This window comes from Providencia heimbachae ATCC 35613, assembly GCF_001655055.1.
Classification (GTDB): Bacteria; Pseudomonadota; Gammaproteobacteria; order Enterobacterales; family Enterobacteriaceae; genus Providencia; species Providencia heimbachae.
This window is the reverse complement of record NZ_LXEW01000016.1, coordinates 111,464-131,819: the sequence shown is the minus strand read 5'-3', so window position 1 is coordinate 131,819 and position 20,356 is coordinate 111,464. Positions and strand designations below refer to the sequence as shown.

Below are 20,356 nucleotides of genomic sequence, written 5' to 3'. Positions count from 1 at the left end.
CCCTAAATACATTTATATAAATTATAGCCTAATTCATTGGCAATCGAAGCAACCATTTTTTGTCCACGAACACTGTTTCCGATCGGGTCTAAAGGCGGTGAAAATGCCGCGATAGCCATAACACCAGGAACAATGGTTAATATCCCACCACCGACACCGCTTTTGCTGGGTAGCCCAACGTTATAAGCCCAATCCCCAGAGCTATCGTACATCCCTTCCATCGTCATTTCTGCCAATATACGAGTGCAATTATCGGGTTTAAGTATGTGTTCTTGAGTCAGCGGGTTTTTTCCACCAGAGGCAATGGTCGCGCCCATTGTGGCGAGTTCGACAGTGGTGATAAGCGTAGAGCATTGGCGAGTATAGACATCACAGGCTTCCATGGTGTCACAATACAGGTAGCCCGCAGCGTATAATAACCAAGCGATGCCTCGATTATGAAAATTGGTGGCTTGTTCTGATTGATTTAATTCTTCGCTTAAGCTGATAGCTTTGGAACCTAATTTTTGTTGTATCGCCAAAATTCGCTGCCAACGTTCTTCTATCGATGACGCTTTAATAATACTTGCTGCAGACATTGCTCCGGCATTGACCAAAGGGGATAGGGGTTTATCGCCGTGTAGCTCTAATGCCATTACGGAATTAAATGGTAAGCCTGTTGCTGATGCACCCAGTTTATCTTGAATTGTTTTTGCATCGAAGTCTTCTAGTGCTAACGCCAATGTACACACTTTCGAAATTGACTCTATCGCAAAGCGATATTGGGTATCTCCTGCCGTTATCACATCCCCTTTCGTGGTGACAACTGATATTGCACTCAGTTGGCTGTCAATATTTGCTAGGAAAGGAATATAGTCAGCATTCGCACCACTCGTATCGTATCGAAAACTTTGATAGGCATTATCGACGGCAGTTTGAATCTTATTTATATCAATCATAAATATGCTACCTCAGTGAATATATGTTGGATTTAAGTATAGTTAAATTTTATGTATTAGTAATAAAATAATGGGAATATATAATAAGTAAAAGGCGATCGAAAAAGTCAGTGACTGAGTTGCGAGTGTCACATCAGCTTTATATTTACTGGCTAAAATGACAGTTGTATTTGGAATAGGTAATGAGCACACTAATATTGTGATTTTTATCATCATTAAAGGCATGGATAATAAATTACCAAGTAATAAAACTACAGCAGGAGTAATTACAAATCTAAAAATAATAATAACAACAATATAAGGTGTTATTTTTAGTGTTTTAAATCCAGTAATATAAATTATTGTACCAATAATGAGCATCGCAATAGGCGCGGTCATTCCACTGAGATAATGGGCAAAAGAAGAAAGAAATGATGGAATTTCAATATGGTTTAGTAATAAAACCACACCAATGATAAAAGCAACTAAAGGCGGAGTGAAAATATTTTTGATTGTATCCGCCAAGTTGAATTTTTCAGCATTGTTGTCATTATTGAGCAAGTAAATACCGAGCGTCCAATAGAGAATAGTTTGTGCAATATAGGTCATCAACGCATAAGGAAGTTGATGTGAGCCGTAAACGGCAAGTGTAACGGGTATACCAAAAAAGATAGTACTGCTCATTGAGCAAAGACCAATAAATAATCCTCTATCATTTTTGGGTAACTTGATGAGTAGTGCAGTAATAAAAGAGATAAACATCAAAACCAATATGGTACTAAAAGGTAAGATGATATTAGGCAGTAATTCTAAAAACTCTTGTTTAGAAAAATCATGTGTTATTGATAGAATTAAGGTTAATGGAAGTGTGATGTTGAGGAGTAATTTTGTCATCGCATTATTACTATTATCATTGAACCACTTTATTCGTCCTAATAAAAAACCAATTCCAACTATCAAAAAAAGCACTAAAATATGTGAATAATCTTGTAGCATCTAGCCTCCAATAAATTATATTTTATTTATATCTATAAAATAGATAATGATAATAATTAATCATATTAAGAGGTTCTTTATTGGTGTTTTTAATATGAATTATATTTATATTACTTAAATATAATGCAAATATATTAAAATAGAAAATAAATAGAGATGTTAAATTCAATATTTAATTGCTGGTTTGATTTTGATTGTCATTAAAAACAGAATATATCCTTCTTTTTATGAGGGGTTATTGCGTTTAAATAAGACTGATTAATTCAAAGTCGCTTTCAACCTAGCCTGATTAGGTGAAAGCGAAATGATAGGATCACAATAGTGGGATAGTTTCTTCAATCGCTTTAAGTAGCAGCTTTCTATCATGGCGGTAAGGCACGTCGTCAGCTTCAAGTACCCGCTGGATCACTTTTCGCTCGCGACTGATATCACTAATATCAGTACGGGGACCCACAATTAGCGCATCGATCTTTTTACAGCCGATATGTGCTTCCATCATCACCAATTTCTCGGGCAATGTCAGGTTAGCGGCGGAAGAACTTAACTCTTTGCCAAGATTGCCAATATAGATCATTGGTGCTTTGCATTCACGTAAGGCGGTAGTGAGCTCATTCATTAACAGTAATGGCATCAGGCTGGTAAAAAAACTACCAGGACCGATGATAATTAACTCAGCTTGATGAATCGCGTGAATAGCTTCTGAGGTAGCTTTAACTGTTGGATATAGGCGTAATTCTTTTGGCAGTTCAGCTAATGCGTCCACATTCACTTCACCATAGACTTCATTGCCCATATCATCGATAGCCATTAAATCGACAGGGGATTCAGACATGGGAATTAATTGAGCATCTACTTTTAACATATTACGGATCAAATTAATCGCTTCGAGAGGACGAATACTTAAGTGATCCAATGATTTTAACATCAGATTACCTAAATTATGGCCTGAAAGCTCGCCATTACCAGTAAAGCGGTATTCGAACATGGCAGAGGCGATTGACGGCTCAGTAATTAATTGATTGAGGCAATTGCGCATATCTCCCCAAGCAATCCCGCCTTCGGCGCGACGAATTCGACCTGTGGAGCCGCCGTTATCGGTTGTTGTAACGATACCAGTTAAACGGGAGCCTAAAGATGAAAGTGAAGACATCACACGACCAAGTCCATGTCCGCCACCAAGAGCGACAACATGTCTGAGATCCGTCAGACTGCAATTTGGCATACTATTCCTATATCCGTTAATGACTCAGAGCTGCAAGCTTAAGCCAAGTAACTATTATCATAAAAAATAGTCACTTGGTATGTTATTCAGGGTGGAAATAGCTCTGCAAGCGATAATTTCTTAATCTTGGCAACAATAATTGGGCGTTAATCTACCATAAAACATCATTCTTAGTTGGGTTACTGTGATAAAAAACAATAAAAGAGAACATTCCGTATCTGGCTTAGATAAGGTAATCAAATTTATCCATCCAGTTCCCATTTTGAATAATTAACGATACTATGTAAATAATTCTCATTTTCATTATTATATTATGGCTTGATATGTCAGATTCTGAGTTGCAAGGTTTATTTGCACGTCATTCCTCTTCGTTATGTCGTTATCTGAACGGATATTTAAAAGACCATACATTAAGCATGGATATTGTGCAGGAAAGTTTCGCTCGTATGGCTGAATTAATGAAATATTCATCGATACAAGACTTTGATGCATATTTATATCGAACGGCTAAAAACTTGATGATTGACCATTTTCGCCAACAAAAAACGCGCTCATCAATGGCGATCAGTGATGAACAATGGCAAGCATTGCCTTCAAATACAACAAGCCTTGAAGCGCAAGTCATCCGAGAGCAGCAACTTAATCAAATACAAACAATCCTTTCAACATTGCCTCCTCGTACTCAGGCGATTTTCCGGTTACACCGGGAAGAGGGCTTAACACAAAGTGAAGTCGCTGAAATGCTGGATATTTCATTGAGTACAGTCGAAAAACATTTGGCCAGCGCATTGGCGATGCTTATTCATAAGTGGAGGGATTGATAATGATGCATTTAATTGATAACCCTTCAGAGATAGAAAATAACGCGGCATTATGGGTGATTAAAACGACTCACAGAGAGCTGACGGTTACAGAGGAACAAGATTTTCAAGCTTGGATTAATCAATCTGAGTACCATTTAGCGGCTTATTATAAAGCCCGGCAGTTATGGTCTTTAACGGCATCACTACCTGTTAAAGTGAGTGAAACTAAAGTTGAGGCAATTGCTATACCAAAAGCGATTAGCGTGAAAAAAACAACCAATAACACGGCTTGGTATGCATTGGCATCAATGATTATTTTTTGCGTATTATCTGTCAGTATTTGGCATTATCACGCTCAAGAAATTCCTGATTATCAAGCAAGTACGGGGGAATTATTGCGGGTTAACTTACCCGATGGTAGCCAAGTTGAGCTTGATAGTGGGGCGCAATTATCGCTAGCTTTTAATGAAAATTATCGGCAGGTCAATCTACTATCAGGCCGTGCTTACTTCACGGTTGCGCCAATAACACAACAAGAACTCCGCCCATTTCGCGTCTTGGCACAAAATGGATTTATTCAAGCTTTAGGCACTGAATTTGTCGTTGATGATAAAAGCGACCAAGTTGAAGTCAGCGTTTATCAGCACAGTGTGAAAATTTCATTGCTTACAGGCCAAAGTGTGACGGTAAAGGCAGGGAATTCCATTCAATATCAGCAATATATTTTACCTATTTCATCCCTTCAACATAATAATTCCACCGCTTGGCGACAAGGGCAAATTATTTTCCACCAGCGAACATTGAGCGACGTGGTCAGTGAAATAAACCGCTATCGTAGTAAGCCGGTTATTCTGCTAGCTAAGCAGTCCGACCAGCGTATCAGTGGTGTGTTTCAAGTAGCCTCCATCGAAAGTGGATTAACGCATTTGGCTACATCGCGTCATTTATCAATTTATGAAGTGCCATTTATGACATTAATGTATTGATAAATAACCACTATAGTTAAAATGAAATAATTAGATAACAATTTAATAAAGAATTGTTTACGGGTTTTTCTATCTCGCGCGTCTTAATCTAAGTGATTATGATTTTTATTACCATTATCATTTTAGGGATGAAAACTACTTTGAAAAAGCACCATAAAAACAAAACTGCACTTTGTATTCACTTTGCGTTGATGGCATTACCTGTAGCGCCGTTTGTGGCTTATGCCCAAATTCAAGCGCTACAACCAACGGATCAATTACAATCAACAATTGCCTTTTCGATTCCTGCTCAATCCCTTGAACGGGCACTATTGCAATATGCACAGCAGGCTAAGGTTGAGATATTAATTGATAGCCAGGAGATTACGGGCTTAAAAAGTCGCGCAATAAAAGGGGATTTATCGCTTAATGACGGGTTACGGCAACTCATTGGATCAAACCCTGTGCGTTATACAATCGAAAATAACCGTGTGGTTATTTATCGTAATACTATCAATGGAGTGAAAAACGAATCCGATAATAAAGTCGCAGTAACCTTAGATAAAATTACCGTCATAGCATCCGCAACTCAACAGGGGGATTGGGTTTATAACACGCCTTCCTCTGTGAGTGTTATTAGTCAAAAGCAAATTGAAGATAGGCCGCCAAAGCATATTGCAGACTTGCTGGAATTGACGACGGGCGTTTACTCCAGCGTTAGTCAACAAGACCCTTCTTTATCAGTCAATATTCGTGGGATCCAAGATTATGGACGCGTCAATATGAATATTGATGGTATGCGACAAAACTTCCAAAAAAGTGGTCATGGTCAGCGTAATGGCACAATGTATATCGACTCTGAACTGCTATCCGGAGTTGAAATTCAAAAAGGCAATAGTAGCGGTATGGGAAGCGGCGGTACCCTTGGTGGTGTTGCTACCTTCACGACGGTGAATGCTGCCGATTTTTTATCGAAAGACAAAACGTTTGGTGGAAAACTCCATGCTAGCACAGGAACGAACAATACCCATTTTGTGGGCAGTAGTATTATTGCGTTAGGTAACGATAAAGGGGACTTGCTCTTTGCCGCTAGCGAGCGTCGTTTAGGAGATTACAAACCCGGAACTCATGGCAATATTGGTGATATTCGGATCAATAATGACACTGGGCATTATGACCAATTAGTTCGTGACCTTAAACATACCCGAGTGACTGACAGTAATTATCAAATGACCTCGTATTTGGCAAAAGCAGGTTGGAATATCAGTGATTCCCAGCGATTACAGTTTAATTATTTAGAAACTAAAGTTGCGACACCAAATGCAGGAACTTTAACCAACTTATCGGGAAGTTGGCCGTATAAATTGGGTTGGAAAAGCAGTGGATTTAGTGATGTAACCACTAAAAACGTTGCCTTAGATTATCAGCAATTTAGTGATAGTCCATGGAGTACCGAATTCAAAAGTAAGGTTTATTTCGTCGATACCCAAGATGATAGTCAAACTTATTCAACAAGTAAGGCGTTTAACAACGGTTATCAAATGGATACCCGCGTTAAAACCGTTGGATTACAGCTTGAAAACCAGTCTGAAATTGAATTTAACTATAATAATGTACTAAAAGCCCATTATGGGTTAGAAACATTCCAAGATAAGGCCTCAAGTAGCTCAACCCAAGAGTCTGCAAGTGGTGTTACACCAGATGGTAAGCGCTCTCTTAGCTCATTATTTACCACATTGACCTATGAGCATGATGATTGGTTAACTCTTGAAGGTGGGATACGTTACGACTATTACCATTTAAAAGGTCAAACAAGTATGGGGTATCGGACATATCCTTATACTAAAGATAACCCGTGTAAGGCATTGAGTTCTCGAGCATGTCAGGGGGTTAATATTGTACAGTCATGGGATGTAGATAAGTCCGAAGGCGCATTCTCACCTAATATTCGGTTGGCTGTTCACCCCGGTCTGGAGTGGATGGAGCTATTTACCAGCTATGGCCGTTCTTGGCGACCACCTGCTATCACCGAAACACTCACGACCGGCAGTGCACATAGTTCATCGACTCAATTCCCTAACCCTTATTTAAAACCTGAGCGCTCAAATGCATGGGAAGTTGGAATGAATGTCAATTACCCCCAATTCGTGCTTGAAGAAGACCGATTGATGACAAAAGTGGCTTACTTTGATACCCGGGTTGATAATTATATTAATCTGGCGTTAAACCGTACCAAACCGGGAATGGTTAACCCGAGTATTGGTAATGCAGCATATAGTAATAACTTGAGTACAACACGGTTTAGAGGGTTTGAATATCAAATCAATTATGATGCAGGCTTTGTTTATGCTGATTTAACATTTACTCATATGATTGGCAAAAATAAATTTTGTGCGCATCCCGCATGGCTAGGTGGTGTACTGAAAGGCGGTGCTAACAGTGGTCCCGGCAACTGGTATATGGAAGCAGATGAACAACAAAGCGAGTATATTAATTGTCACAATGGCGCTGTTTTTAGCAGCTCGGCTAACCTACCGGGAGATCGAGGCGCATTTACTTTAGGCGGGCGTGCATTTGATCGTAAATTAGACGGGGGTATGGTTGTTCGCTTTACGCCGGGCTTTCAAGATCATTCAGCACAAAGTAACCAACCGTATTTGGCAGATTGGCCGAAATATACCCTAATCGATCTTTATGCGAGTTATGCAATTACTGACGATCTTATTATTCGCGGAAATGTCGAAAACTTAACCAATAGAGCCTATGTAGTCAGTTTTGGCGAGAGTCTTTCGAATACGTTAGGGCGTGGACGAACGGTAAGTGGTGGGGTTACTTATACGTTTTAACTCAAATATTTATAATATAAACAATTAGATGGGGTCTTGAGGCCCCATTTTAGATCTATATCAATAAATGTTTATTTAAATAATAAGATATGTTAACCATTCAAGGTGGAATTGTATTGGTTTCCAGATTAATAATTCCAAAATTACCTGTGATAATAAGGGCTTCGGTAATTATATAGTAATTATTGTAAGTCGTTGTATATGTTGTTATATATCGATTTGCAATTCGCTTTTTCTTTTTCTATACGCTAGAATCCTTACAGAAATTAAGTGAACTTGTTGCTTATTTTATGTTTTAAAATCAGTGACTGAGTTCCGATTAAAACTCCTAGCCTTTGTATCTAAGTTCGATGAATCGAATATGATGCTCTGGCCGTGGTCTAGAACCACCAGGGTGCGTGATAGAAATGTCTGCATCTCCCGTATTTGGAAAGGTGTGATTATGCAGCAACTTGTCGATCAATTTGACCGGAAATTTTACTATCTTCGTCTCTCTATTACAGATGTTTGCAACTTTCGTTGCACATACTGCCTCCCTGATGGCTACAAACCCAGTGGTCGCCATGAATTCCTAACGCTCGATGAAATTCGCCGTATTAGTACTGCATTCGCAGAGCTGGGCACTGAAAAAGTGCGCATCACTGGCGGTGAGCCAACCATGCGTAAAGATTTTAGCGATATCATTGCTGCAATTAATGAAAATGACGTTATCAAAAAAATCGCAGTGACGACCAACGGCTATCGTATGGCAAGAGATGTTAAAGAATGGAAAGCAGCAGGACTCGGCGCGATTAATGTCAGTGTTGATAGTCTAGATCCACGCCAGTTTGCGGCCATTACAGGGCAAGATAAATTTTTCCAAGTGATGAAAGGCATTGATGCTGCCTTTGATGCGGGTTTTGAAAAAATTAAAGTTAACGCGGTGTTGATGAAAAATGTCAATGACATCGCACTGAAGTCTTTCCTAAATTGGATTAAGCATCGACCAATCCAACTGCGTTTTATTGAATTAATGGAAACCGGTGACGGCAGTGATTTATTCCAACGTTACCATGTTTCAGGAGAAACCGTCCGCGATCGCTTGATTAACGAAGGGTGGTATATGCTTCCTCGTTCTCGCAGTGACGGCCCCGCTCAAGTGTTTAGCCATCCTGATTACCAAGGTGAAATCGGGCTTATCATGCCATATGAAAAAGATTTCTGCCAAAGCTGTAACCGCCTGCGCGTTTCATCTTTAGGCAATCTGCATTTGTGTTTATTTGGTGAAAATGGCATTCCACTTCGTGATTTACTGGGTGATGATAATCAAAATGAAGCCCTTAAGGCACGCATTCAACGTGGATTGTTATCGAAACGTGAAACACATTTCCTTCATATGGGCGATAGCGGCATTACCCCAAATTTATCCGTCATTGGCGGCTAACTATTTTTGATTTTTAGGAGAAAATATGTCCCAGCTGACTCACCTCAATGCGTCGGGCGAGGCTCATATGGTTGATGTTTCTGCAAAAACAGAAACGGTTCGTGAAGCACGAGCCGAAGCTTATGTCACCATGAACCCAGAAACGTTAGCCATGATAGTTGATGGTAGCCACCATAAAGGCGATGTTTTCGCAACGGCACGTATCGCCGGTATTCAAGCAGCTAAAAATACTTGGCAGCTGATCCCTTTGTGTCATCCATTGTTATTGACCAAAGTTGAAGTCATGCTTGAAGCTGAACAGGAACACAATCGTATTCGTATTGAAACCTGTTGCCGCTTAACTGGTAAAACTGGGGTTGAAATGGAGGCTTTAACGGCGGCTTCTGTGGCAGCGCTGACAATCTACGATATGTGTAAAGCGGTGCAAAAAGACATGGTGATTGGCCCTGTTCGTTTACTTGAAAAAACAGGCGGCAAATCTGGACACTTTAAGGTGGCATGATGATTACAGTTTTATTTTTTGCTCAAGTTCGGGAATTAGTCGGAACGGATCGCTTAGAACTCACTGAAAATTACCCAACCGTTGAGTCTTTACGCCAAGTATTATCTCAAAAAGGTGATCGTTGGGCTCTCGCACTCGAAGATGGCAAATTGCTTGCGGCAGTTAATCAATCATTTGTTTTAAGCGATCATCCTTTAACCGCTGGGGATGAAGTGGCTTTCTTCCCGCCAGTAACCGGAGGGTGAGGATGGAAAATACCCATATAGCCGTTCAAACTGAGAACTTCAGTGTTGGTGAACAATACCAGTGGTTGGCTGAATGTGATAGCGATGGTGCGGTAGTAACTTTTACGGGTAAAGTGAGAAACCATAACTTAGGGGACAGTGTTGCGGCGTTAACCCTCGAACATTACCCAGGAATGACTGAAAAAGCGTTAAAAAATATAACGGAAGAAGCGAGAGGTCGTTGGCCTTTGCAGCGAGTGAGTGTTATTCATCGGGTGGGAACTTTACAGCCCGGTGAAGAGATTGTATTTGTTGGCGTGACGAGTGCTCATCGAAATGCAGCATTTGAAGCGGCTGAATTTATTATGGATTACTTAAAAACTAAAGCCCCATTTTGGAAAAAAGAGGCGCTTCCTGAAAGTGAGCGTTGGGTCGAAGCCAAAGAAAGTGATGAAGCATCAGCTAACCGCTGGTAATCGCACATTTTCCCCTGAAAAATACGAATTTGCTGAATGTATTGTCAAAATATTGTGATAAACTTTGGTATAATTTTTCCGATCGCAGTATTTTTACTAGGTCGATTTTTCTTTTAATGGAAGGGTAACCATCATGGGTCAGTTTGATCAACGTAATGATTCTCTTGTCCAGAGGGCCAACACTGGCGTTCAGGCATTTATGTCGCAAGTATATGGCTGGATGACAGTCGGTCTACTGCTGACAGCGTTCGTCGCGATGTATTCTTTGAGCAGTGGTTTATACATCACGATTGCAACGAATAAAATTTTATTTTTTGGCATGATCATTGCTGAGCTTGGCTTAGTGATGGGGCTATCATTTTTACTGCAAAGAATGAGCGGAATGATGGCTACGGGTATGTTTATGCTGTACTCGCTGCTAACCGGTTTAACTATCTCGGTTATTCTTGCTGTTTATACTGGTGAATCGGTCGCAGGGACGTTTGTTATCACGGCAGTGATGTTTGGTGCGCTGAGCTTCTATGGCTATACCACTAAACGTAGCTTAACTGGTATGGGTAACTTCCTGTTTATGGCACTGATTGGTATCGTGGTTGCTTCACTGGTTAACATCTGGCTGCAAAGCTCAATGATGTACTGGGTGATCACTTACGGTGGTGTGTTACTGTTTGCTGCTTTGACTGCATATGACACACAAAAACTGAAAGACATGGGCTCACAGATTGACGAAAATGACAGAGAAACGATGCGCAAATACTCAATTATGGGTGCGTTATCTCTGTACTTAGACTTCATCAACTTGTTCCTGATGTTGCTACGTATTTTCGGTGACCGTCGCTAATCTGTTTTATTAACGTTAGCGTAACAGACTAAAAAATTAGAACCCTTGCCCTGCAATTTATTGAATTAATATAATTGCACAGGCAAGGGTTTTTTATTGCATTAATATCATAAAATCTAATCAGCTAATGAATCACTTCAATATCATTTTTTGAAAATTTGCAATCTATGCAATCTTTTTCCTAAACAAATAGTAAGCAACATTCGTAGTGACGACGGCAATGATAAATAGCGGCCATAAACTATGAAAAATTACCGAAAAATCAGCATCTTTGAGATAGATCTGCTTAGTTATATCAGTGAAATGTCGTATTGGATTTATCCAAGTGATGTCTTGTAGCCACACAGGCATGTTTTCAACAGGGGAAACATAGCCAGATAACAGTACGGCTGGCATCATAAAGACAAAAACGCCAATAAATGCCTGTTGCTGAGTTGAGCAGAGGGCTGAGATCAACAAGCCAAAGCCGACCAAAGATAATCCATAAAAAAGCATGGTGGCATAGAAAAGCAGTAATGAACCCGCAAATGGGATTTGATAACAGAAAATACCAATAATCAAAACTAAGGTTGCTTGCACTGTTGCGACAATCAGCGCAGGTATCGCTTTACCGATAAAAATTTGCCATGTTGTCAGTGGTGAAACCAGTAACTGATCCAGCGTACCTTGCTCACGTTCTCTTGCAATAGAAAGTGAGGTGACAATCAGCACGCCAATAGTTGTTATCAACGCAACTAATGAAGGCACGATAAACCATTTATAGTCTAAATTTGGGTTATACCAATTTCGGACAACTAATTCGCTATTATTGGGTAAGGTTCGACCGCTTGTGAGTTCTTGCTCATATTGCATCACTATTTGCTCAATATAGTTGGCGGCAATTTGTGCGCTATTTGAATTTCGGCCATCAAGTAATAGCATCATATTTGCGCCATGTTGGCTGGCAATATCAGCACTAAAATTTTGTCCAAAGCGAACAACTAACAGCGCTTTACGGTTATCGAGTGTTTCGCGAATTTCCTGTTCATTTTTTAGTAACAGCACCTGTGAAAATGCACTGGCTTTGGCAAGTCGTTGTGTTAGTTCAACGGAGTGTTTGCCGCTATCTTCATCAAAAATAGCAATCGTGGTATTCGTCACTTCTAACGTTGCCGCGAGTGGGAACAAAATCATCTGAAAAATGACCGGCAGGATCAAAATAATCCGCGTTTGAGGCTCCTGCAGTAATGATTGTAGTTCTTTCATAATCAAGGTATATAAGCGATAAAACATGGTTGCACCTTAATCAAGCCGGCGACGCGTTTTTAGCGCGGTCAAGCCAATAAATAAAATTGCTGAAGCAATCAATAAAAGAAAATCAGTGAACAACACCATATAAATATCTCCGGCAAGAAACAGTGTTTGTAAGCTGCTTACAAAGTACCGTGCGGGGATAAAATAAGTTACAGCCTGAATGATTGCCGGCATGCTGTCGATCTCGAAAATAAATCCAGATAACATAATTGCGGGTAAGAATGCGGCATTCAAGGCCACCATGGCGGCGTTAAATTGATTGCGTGTTATGGTTGAAATTAGCAACCCCATACCGAGGGCGGTGGCAAGGTAAAGGCTGGTAATGACAAATAAGACTAAAAGTGAGCCTCGGTAGGGCACATCTAGCACGAAGGTGGTGACAAACATACATAACACCATCACCAATGAGCCAAGTACTTGGTAAGGTAATAGTTTAGAAAGCAGTAATTCAGTACGTGTTATTTGCGTGGAAAGTAGGGCTTCCATTGTGCCCCGCTCCCATTCTCGGGCGATCACCAGTGATGTTAAAATAGCACCGACAACAGTAATGATGATACTAATTGCACCTGGAATAATAAAATGCTGGCTAATTGCGGCTTCATTAAACCAATAGCGCATATTTAACTCAATCAATGGGTCAGTGGGATAGCCTTTATTTTCACCCTGCTGCACAAGCCATGTATGCCAAATACCTTTGGTGTAGGCCTGAACAAAATTAGCTGTATTGGGTTCGCTACCATCGGTGATCACTTGGATTGTCGCATGGCCTTCAGGTTTTAATAATTGTGCAGCAAAATCAACCGGAATGACGACTATTCCACGGATTTCACCCGCTTGCATTTTATCCACTAATAATTGCCGATTATCACTGATCGTGGCATCAATAAATGGGGATCCGGTAAAAGTATCAACAAGTTCACGTGCTTCCTGACTTTGTTGATCCAATAAAATGCCTACACGCAGCTTGCTTGAATCTAAATTAATGCCATAACCAAAAATAAATAACAGCATCAACGGGATGACGATTGCAATGAGTGCGCTGCTTGGGTCGCGTACAATTTGCTTACTCTCTTTCCAGCACAAGGCTTTAAGCCTGCGCCATGAAAAATGGGAGGCGGCGGTGGTCATTGTGCCTCCTGTTGTTTGTCATAATTAGAGATGAGCTCAATAAACGCATCTTCCATGGATGGATTTGGATTTTTTGTGGTTGCGACTTGTTGCTTGAGCTCATCAGGTGTGCCGGCAGCAATAATTTTACCGTGGTAAACCAAGCCAATACGATCGCAATATTCTGCTTCATCCATAAAGTGGGTCGTGACCATTACAGTAACGCCTTTATCGACCATTCCGTTGATATGTAACCAAAACTCTCTGCGGGTTAGTGGGTCAACACCGGAGGTGGGCTCATCAAGGAATAAAATATCAGGTTCATGCATCAGTGAGCAGGCAAGGGCAAGGCGCTGTTTATAACCTAAGGGCAATGAATCCGTGATCTGATTAATAATGGGAGTGAAACTAAAGGCATCAATCATTTCCTTCATTTTGGTGGACTGCTTTTTATGATGGAGCCCATATACCCCAGAAAAAAACTTCAGATTCTGACCTACTTTTAGGTTGCCATAGAGTGAGAACTTTTGTGCCATATAACCAAGATGCTGCCGTGCTTTATTTGAACTGGTTTTTAAATCCATTCCCAGCACTAAAGCTTGACCATCGGTCGGTTTCATTAATCCACACATCATTTTAAAGGTGGTCGATTTACCCGCTCCATTAGGTCCCAATAAGCCAAATATTTCTCCGCGTTTAACTTGAAAATTAACCGTATCAGTTGCCGCAAAATCGCCAAATTTTTTAGTTAAATTACGTGCTTCAATGACCGTTTCATCCGGATTGGGTGGGATTTGAGGCACGATTGAAGCCAGTTCAGAGCGATGAGAGGGACCGCCTCCGAGTAAATCAATAAAAGCATCTTCAAAGCGCGGCTCTGCCTCAACCAATTTTTGCGAACTGAGATTAAGCGCAGTTAATAGATTTTCGTGGGAGGCATCAGGCTTTAAAATTAAGCGAATGTAGCGACCTTGGATCACGCCATCGGTGGTTTCGGGCAATACCAGCGCATTTTGTAGTTGAGTACGCTTTTGTGTTGCTGGGACTTCTAATAAAAACGATCTTCCCACCATTTTCTGAGTCAATAGTTCAGGTTTGCCCGAATATAATAGCTTGCCTTTATTCAGCAGCAATACCTCTTTGCACTGTTGGGCTTCATCCAAATAAGAGGTGCTCCATAGGATCAACATGCCATCGTCAGCAAGGGTATGTACCATTTGCCACAGCTCGCGCCGTGCAATTGGGTCGACACCGACACCGGGTTCATCCAAAAGTAATACCTTGGGTTTACCTAATAAAGTACAGGCTAAACCGAGCTTTTGTTTCATCCCTCCCGAAAGTTTACCGGCAAGGCGAGAAGTAAAATCAGTCAAACTAGTAAAGTTCAGTAGCTGTTGATAGGTTTTTTTTCGTTCTTCCCCTATCACGCCCCGTAAATCAGCATATAAGTCGAGGTTTTCTTGCACCGTTAAATCTTCATATAAACCGAATTTTTGCGGCATATAACCAAGATTTGCTCTCACTTCAATGCTGTCTTTAATTGGGTCTAGCCCCATCAGGCTGATATTGCCAGCATCGGGTTTTAATAACCCAGCTAGCATTCTCATCAGAGTGGTTTTTCCCGCGCCGTCGGGACCCACGAGGCCCGTGACTGATCCTCCGTGGATTTCAGCGGTAAGACTTTCAACCGCAGGAAAATCAAGGCCTAAAAAGGACTTTTCGATACCTTGAAGACGTATGTTGTAGTCAGTATTCATCGCTGATTCTTACTGTTTGTTTTCAGAAAAGCGAATGGTAACTGGCATACCTTGGCGTAATGCATCGTCAGGATCACTCACGATAATACGTAATCGGTAGACTAAATCAGTACGTAATTCAGGGGTTTGCACACTTTTAGGCGTGAATTCGGCGGTTGGGGAAACAAACCCGATTTTACCGTGATATGGGGTGTTCGGTCTGCTATCTGTGTATAAAAGCACTTCACTACCGGGAACCGCTGCGCCTAAATGAGGCTCATTAATATAAGCGCGAACCCAAACAGGGCGGGTCAGTGTGACACTAAAAACAGTATTACCCGCACCAACAATAGTCCCCGGTTCTATCGCTCGGGTTAAAATTGTTCCCGCAGAAGGGGCGGTAAGAATAGTATCACTTAAGTCTAGTTCAGCTTGGGCCACGGCAGCTTCAGCTTGTAGCCATTCCCCTCGCGCCGCGGCAATTTCCTCTTGGCGAAAGCCACTTTGATATTGATTGAGTTTATCTTGTGCGGCCTTTAATGCAGCTAAAGCTTGGTTGCGGTTATTACGTGCATTATCAAGGTCATTTGCTGAAATAACACGTTGAGCTGCAAGCCCTTGTTGGCGTTTATAAAAGCTTTCAGCATATTGCCAAGCCGCTTGTTTTTGGGCGACTTCAGCTTCAACCTGTGCAACTTCTTGAGTTCGGTAGCCACTTTCTTTCAGCGCGAGTTGTGCTTTTGCGCTGTCTCGAACACCTTTCGCTTTATTCAGTGCATTAATATAGGTTGCGTCATCGAGCTTTCCGAGTTGTTTGCCTGCAGTGACTTTGTCACCTTCATCAACCTCAAGGGAAGCTAATCTACCACCAACTCGAAAACCAAGGTTAACCGTTCTGACATCTACATTACCGTATAACGTTAATGCATTATCTTGTTTTGATTGATAGTAATAATAACCACCGACAGCAAGACCGATTAATATGACAATAAGAAAAATGGCAATAGGACGACGTTTATTGTTCATAGCTAACCTTATTAAGGAGGATAAACATTGCTTAGGAAGTAATAAACAATGTTTATCACTTCTTTCTATCTATTTATCATATCACTTTTCCATTTGTTTGCGATCACGTAGTCCCGCTAATAATATATTTGTATGTTCGATAAGAACTTGATTAATAATTTTAAATTCATTTTCGTTGATGTGCTTCCAGCCTGTTTGCCGAAGTAAGGTTTCACGGGCAATCCGGAATGAAAGTGTTTCCCCTAAAATAGCGTGAGTATGGATAAGTGTGGTTAAATTGTTGGGATCTGCGCCGATATAAGTGGCAATTAAGCGATTCAGGCGGGAGTGTATGGGACCTAAAGCCTGTTCATGAATAATGGTATAGGCTTCTGTTGGGTTGAGTTGTTCTCGTGCTAAAATGCGGGAGAAGCTCAAATTCTTTTTTTCTAACTGAAAATAATTGTAGGAAATGACGGTTTTTTGCAATAACGCAAGGGCTATTTCAGGTGTTTCAGCGGTAATAGGATGATCAAGAAAATCATCTATCATGCTAAATACGTCCTGAAAATTTTCCTTTATGTTATCGGCAATAAGCTGTGCGACCGCAAGATAAAGCCCGTCTTTGGAGCCAAAATAATAGGATATTGCTGCGATATTTTGACCCGAAGCCTGTGCGATTTGGCGCGTAGTTGCACCATCAAGTCCTTGCTCTCCATAAACATCAGCCGCTGCGTAGAGTAATTGCAACTTTGCATTCTCTCCACGTGAGGTTGACGATGAGTTTGTATTCATAAACATTCCTTTAATATCAGAATTAAATAACACCCAAATAGGCTCTTAATCGTGTTTTTATTGTTTTAAGAGACAAAAACGATAACGCATAGTGTTATGTAAGTATATATACTATATGAATGGAGTTTTATAATATTTTATAAACCAAACTAAATTAATATACTTATAATCATTAAATAATGTTAGAATTTCCTAATGTCGCACGGCAGTTTGCGCTTTTTTCTTCTTCTGACCCACTTCCCCTTGAACTGCCTCAATGATTTGATACGGTGAAGCCCGGAGTAATTTAATTTGACTAATTTTTCAGACCTCGCATTAAACGAGGAAATTTTGCTTGCCATTAATGAGTTAGGCTATGAAACACCTACGCCTATCCAACAACAAGCTATCCCTGCGGTACTTGCAGGTCATGACTTGCTCGCGAGCGCACAAACAGGTACCGGTAAAACCGCTGGCTTTACGTTACCTATTTTGCAAAAACTCATTGAAACTCCACGTGGTAAAAATCGCCGACCCGTTCGTGCACTGATTTTAACCCCTACTCGTGAGTTGGCAGCTCAAGTAGCTGAAAACGTGAAAGAATATAGCCGCCATTTAAATGTTCGTTCATTGGTTATTTTTGGCGGCGTTAGCATTAATCCGCAGATGATGAAATTGCGCAGTGGTGTTGAAATTCTTATCGCAACGCCAGGGCGTTTACTCGATTTAGAGCACCAAAATGCGGTTGATCTTTCTCAAGTGGAAATACTAGTACTTGATGAAGCGGATCGCATGTTGGACATGGGTTTTATTCATGATATCCGTCGTGTTATCAATAAATTGCCTAAAAAACGCCAAAATTTACTTTTTTCAGCCACATTTTCTGATGAAATCAAACAGCTGGCTGGCAAGTTGCTTACCAATCCGGTAACGATTGAAGTAGCGCGTCGTAATTCAGCATCAGAACAAATAGCGCAATTTGTTCATTTTGTTGATAAAAAGCGTAAAGCTGAACTTTTATCTTTCATGATTGGCCGTGAAAATTGGCAGCAAGTGCTGGTATTTACACGTACAAAGCATGGTGCTAACCGATTAGCAGAACATTTGAATAAAGATGGCATTAAAGCCGCCGCTATTCATGGTAATAAGAGTCAGGGGGCACGTACCCGCGCACTTGCTGACTTTAAATCAGGCGGCATCCGTGTTTTAGTGGCGACAGATATCGCTGCTCGCGGCCTTGATATTGAGCAGCTTCCATATGTGGTCAACTACGAGTTACCAAATATCGCAGAAGATTATGTTCACCGTATTGGTCGTACTGGCCGTGCGGAAGCGACAGGAAAAGCGATTTCTTTAGTGTGTGTTGATGAACACAAATTACTGAAAGACATTGAAAAATTGCTAAAAAAATCAATTCCAGTAATGGAAACTGAAGGATTCGATCCTGATCCTTCGATTAAAGCCGAACCGATCCAAAAAACGCCACAACGTGGTGATAGACGTCCATCCGAGCGACGCCCTAATGAAAGAAGTGGTCACGGTGATAAAGGCAATAATCGTCCTCGTCGTACGAGTGCTCCAGCCGCGAAAGGAAAATCTGAGTCATCAGGTTCGCCTTGGAAAAATGCGCAAAGTAAAGTAAGACAAGGACGTGGTGAAGGCTAATGCGTGTGTTACTGGCCCCAATGGAAGGGGTTTTGGATTCACTCGTTCGTTCATTATTAAGTGAGGTCAATGATTATGACCTCTGCATTACCGAGTTTGTGCGGGTCGTTGATACTTTATTGCCCGCTAAGACTTTTTATCGGTTATGCCCTGAATTACGCAATAAAAGCTATACACCATCAGGCACCCTAGTTAGGGTGCAGCTTTTAGGTCAACATCCCCAATGGTTAGCTGAAAATGCTTATCGAGCCGTTGAGCTTGGTTCTTGGGGGGTTGATTTAAATTGTGGTTGCCCATCAAAAACAGTCAACGGCCACGGTGGTGGAGCTACATTGTTAAAGCAGCCTGATTTAATTTATCGTGCGGCAAAAGCGATGCGTGAGGCGATACCTAAAGAGTTACCCGTTTCTGTAAAAATTAGGCTCGGTTGGGATAGTAGCCAGTTTTCCCATGAAATTGCAGATGCAGTGCAACAAGCGGGTGCAACAGAGCTAACGGTTCATGGCCGAACCAAAGACGATGGCTATAAAGCTGAGCGTATCAACTGGCAGGCTATTGGCGAAATTCGCCGTCGACTATCTATCCCTGTTATTGCTAACGGGGAAATTTGGGACTACGAAAGCGCCAGACGTTGTATCGAAATAACGGGCTGCGATGCCATTATGATTGGGCGTGGTGCATTAAATACCCCGAATCTAAGTCGTGTCATTAAATACAATGATCCAAAAATGCCTTGGGAACAAGTCGGTCAGTTATTACTAAAATACACTGAACTAGAAAAACGTGGGGATACAGGACATTACCATGCGGCGCGTATCAAGCAATGGCTAGGTTATTTGCGTAAAGAATATTTGCAAGCTGATGACTTATTTCAACAAGTCAGAGCTTTAAAAAATGCCGAACAAATTAGCGACGTTATCGCTAAAATGGTCGCCTCAAATCGGGTGTGAAAATTCTGATAAATAAAATTTTTATTTGCGAAATTAATCGCTAGGGTCTTTACTTAGAAGATGTAGTTGTGATTAAGTTATATTAATCATCACTATATACCTTATGTATTCCGAGTTCGCTATAGGCATTAAGCGAAATCATCTCGAACTAATTAGCGTCACAGTATTTTTCGGGATCAAAATGATGTGTTAGGCTTGGAATGTGATAAGGATAAGGTAACGCAAGTAAAACGTTATCTATCGACAACCTAGACTTTTGGAGGCGTAAATGGGTGTTATTGCTTGGATTATTTTTGGTCTGATTGCGGGTGTTTTAGCTAAATGGCTCATGCCTGGAACCTATCAAATGGGGTTCATTATGACTACCGTTCTGGGGATTGTTGGTGCGGTTGTCGGTGGTTATATCAGTACTTTCTTTGGCAAAGGCAAGGTTGATGGTTTCAACTTTGGTAGCTTTGTCGTTGCTGTTATCGGTGCAATTGTGGTGCTCTTTTTAGCGGGTATTTTTGCAAGGTAACTAACTCGTTACAGAGAGTTAGCGGTACATTTTATGAATTTTATAAAGGCTGCAATTTTATATGACGTCATATCATATAAAATTGCAGCCTTTA

Annotated in this window: 19 protein-coding genes and 1 riboswitch; of the genes, 11 read left to right on the top strand and 8 right to left on the bottom strand. The window is 40.9% G+C overall.

The features are described from left to right. Positions 1-2 precede the first annotated feature (2 nt). The 3 genes from glsA to M998_RS05430 form a co-directional block, all read right to left on the bottom strand. Positions 3-938 carry a glutaminase A gene (gene glsA / locus M998_RS05440; protein ID WP_068907953.1) on the bottom strand — a complete coding sequence of 312 codons (936 nt, stop codon included), beginning with the start codon at positions 936-938 and terminating at the stop codon, positions 3-5. Between the two features lie 42 nt (positions 939-980). After that, positions 981-1,913, bottom strand: a complete 933-nt coding sequence (locus tag M998_RS05435) for an AEC family transporter (protein WP_068907951.1) — start codon at positions 1,911-1,913, stop codon at positions 981-983. A gap of 313 nt (positions 1,914-2,226) precedes the next feature. Further along, positions 2,227-3,135, bottom strand: a complete 909-nt coding sequence (locus M998_RS05430; RefSeq protein ID WP_068441830.1) for a gluconeogenesis factor YvcK family protein — start codon at positions 3,133-3,135, stop codon at positions 2,227-2,229. A gap of 323 nt (positions 3,136-3,458) precedes the next feature. On the opposite strand from M998_RS05430, the gene M998_RS05425 reads away from it, so the two are divergent. The 8 genes from M998_RS05425 (at position 3,459) to M998_RS05390 (ending at position 11,215) form a co-directional block, all read left to right on the top strand. Next, complete coding sequence (locus tag M998_RS05425; RefSeq protein ID WP_068907950.1) at positions 3,459-3,956, top strand: RNA polymerase sigma factor; 498 nt, start codon at positions 3,459-3,461, stop codon at positions 3,954-3,956. A 2-nt stretch (positions 3,957-3,958) separates the two neighbouring features. After that, positions 3,959-4,924 (top strand): FecR family protein, encoded by a 966-nt coding sequence (locus M998_RS05420; protein ID WP_068907948.1) that lies wholly within the window; start codon positions 3,959-3,961, stop codon positions 4,922-4,924. Positions 4,925-5,064: 140 nt separating this feature from the next. Then, positions 5,065-7,749, top strand: coding sequence for a TonB-dependent hemoglobin/transferrin/lactoferrin family receptor (locus tag M998_RS05415; protein WP_311136275.1), 2,685 nt, complete (start codon positions 5,065-5,067; stop codon positions 7,747-7,749). Positions 7,750-8,062: 313 nt separating this feature from the next. Continuing rightward, positions 8,063-8,202, top strand: a riboswitch (molybdenum cofactor riboswitch). Further along, a complete protein-coding gene (gene moaA, locus M998_RS05410) occupies positions 8,192-9,172 on the top strand; it encodes a GTP 3',8-cyclase MoaA (RefSeq protein ID WP_068441839.1) in 981 nt (326 codons plus the stop codon). Its footprint overlaps the riboswitch before it by 11 nt. 25 nt (positions 9,173-9,197) lie before the next feature. Continuing rightward, positions 9,198-9,674, top strand: coding sequence for a cyclic pyranopterin monophosphate synthase MoaC (moaC, locus tag M998_RS05405; RefSeq protein ID WP_068441842.1), 477 nt, complete (start codon positions 9,198-9,200; stop codon positions 9,672-9,674). Further along, on the top strand, positions 9,674-9,919 hold the full coding sequence (gene moaD / locus M998_RS05400; RefSeq protein WP_068907946.1) for a molybdopterin synthase sulfur carrier subunit: 246 nt from the start codon (positions 9,674-9,676) through the stop codon (positions 9,917-9,919). Before moaC ends, moaD begins: the two co-directional genes overlap by 1 nt. Positions 9,920-9,921: 2 nt before the next feature. After that, the gene (moaE, locus tag M998_RS05395) at positions 9,922-10,374 is read left to right on the top strand and encodes a molybdopterin synthase catalytic subunit MoaE (RefSeq protein ID WP_068907944.1); all 453 of its coding nucleotides are present in this window, start codon (positions 9,922-9,924) and stop codon (positions 10,372-10,374) included. 133 nt (positions 10,375-10,507) lie between these two features. Continuing rightward, the gene (locus tag M998_RS05390; protein ID WP_068441851.1) at positions 10,508-11,215 is read left to right on the top strand and encodes a Bax inhibitor-1/YccA family protein; all 708 of its coding nucleotides are present in this window, start codon (positions 10,508-10,510) and stop codon (positions 11,213-11,215) included. A 165-nt stretch (positions 11,216-11,380) separates the two neighbouring features. Here the strand turns inward: M998_RS05390 and M998_RS05385 are convergent, their stop codons facing one another. The 5 genes from M998_RS05385 to M998_RS05365 form a co-directional block, all read right to left on the bottom strand. Further along, positions 11,381-12,487: an ABC transporter permease gene (locus M998_RS05385; RefSeq protein WP_068441854.1), complete on the bottom strand. Its 1,107-nt coding sequence runs from the start codon at positions 12,485-12,487 to the stop codon at positions 11,381-11,383. A 9-nt stretch (positions 12,488-12,496) separates the two neighbouring features. Continuing rightward, entirely contained in the window at positions 12,497-13,636 is a 1,140-nt protein-coding gene (locus M998_RS05380) for an ABC transporter permease (RefSeq protein ID WP_068441858.1), read from the bottom strand. Beyond that, positions 13,633-15,372 (bottom strand): ATP-binding cassette domain-containing protein, encoded by a 1,740-nt coding sequence (locus M998_RS05375; RefSeq protein ID WP_068441863.1) that lies wholly within the window; start codon positions 15,370-15,372, stop codon positions 13,633-13,635. The genes M998_RS05380 and M998_RS05375 overlap by 4 nt, the downstream gene beginning before the upstream one ends. A 9-nt stretch (positions 15,373-15,381) precedes the next feature. Further along, positions 15,382-16,377 carry a secretion protein HlyD gene (hlyD, locus tag M998_RS05370; RefSeq protein ID WP_068907942.1) on the bottom strand — a complete coding sequence of 332 codons (996 nt, stop codon included), beginning with the start codon at positions 16,375-16,377 and terminating at the stop codon, positions 15,382-15,384. Positions 16,378-16,458: 81 nt separating this feature from the next. After that, positions 16,459-17,151: a CerR family C-terminal domain-containing protein gene (locus M998_RS05365; protein WP_068907940.1), complete on the bottom strand. Its 693-nt coding sequence runs from the start codon at positions 17,149-17,151 to the stop codon at positions 16,459-16,461. 291 nt (positions 17,152-17,442) lie between these two features. On the opposite strand from M998_RS05365, the gene rhlE reads away from it, so the two are divergent. The 3 genes from rhlE to M998_RS05350 all read left to right on the top strand — a co-directional run bounded on the left by rhlE (position 17,443) and on the right by M998_RS05350 (position 20,262). Beyond that, complete coding sequence (rhlE, locus tag M998_RS05360; protein WP_068907939.1) at positions 17,443-18,795, top strand: ATP-dependent RNA helicase RhlE; 1,353 nt, start codon at positions 17,443-17,445, stop codon at positions 18,793-18,795. Further along, complete coding sequence (dusC, locus tag M998_RS05355) at positions 18,795-19,745, top strand: tRNA dihydrouridine(16) synthase DusC (protein WP_068441875.1); 951 nt, start codon at positions 18,795-18,797, stop codon at positions 19,743-19,745. The genes rhlE and dusC overlap by 1 nt, the downstream gene beginning before the upstream one ends. 268 nt (positions 19,746-20,013) lie before the next feature. Beyond that, on the top strand, positions 20,014-20,262 hold the full coding sequence (locus M998_RS05350; protein ID WP_068441878.1) for a GlsB/YeaQ/YmgE family stress response membrane protein: 249 nt from the start codon (positions 20,014-20,016) through the stop codon (positions 20,260-20,262). The last annotated feature ends 94 nt before the right edge of the window (positions 20,263-20,356 follow it).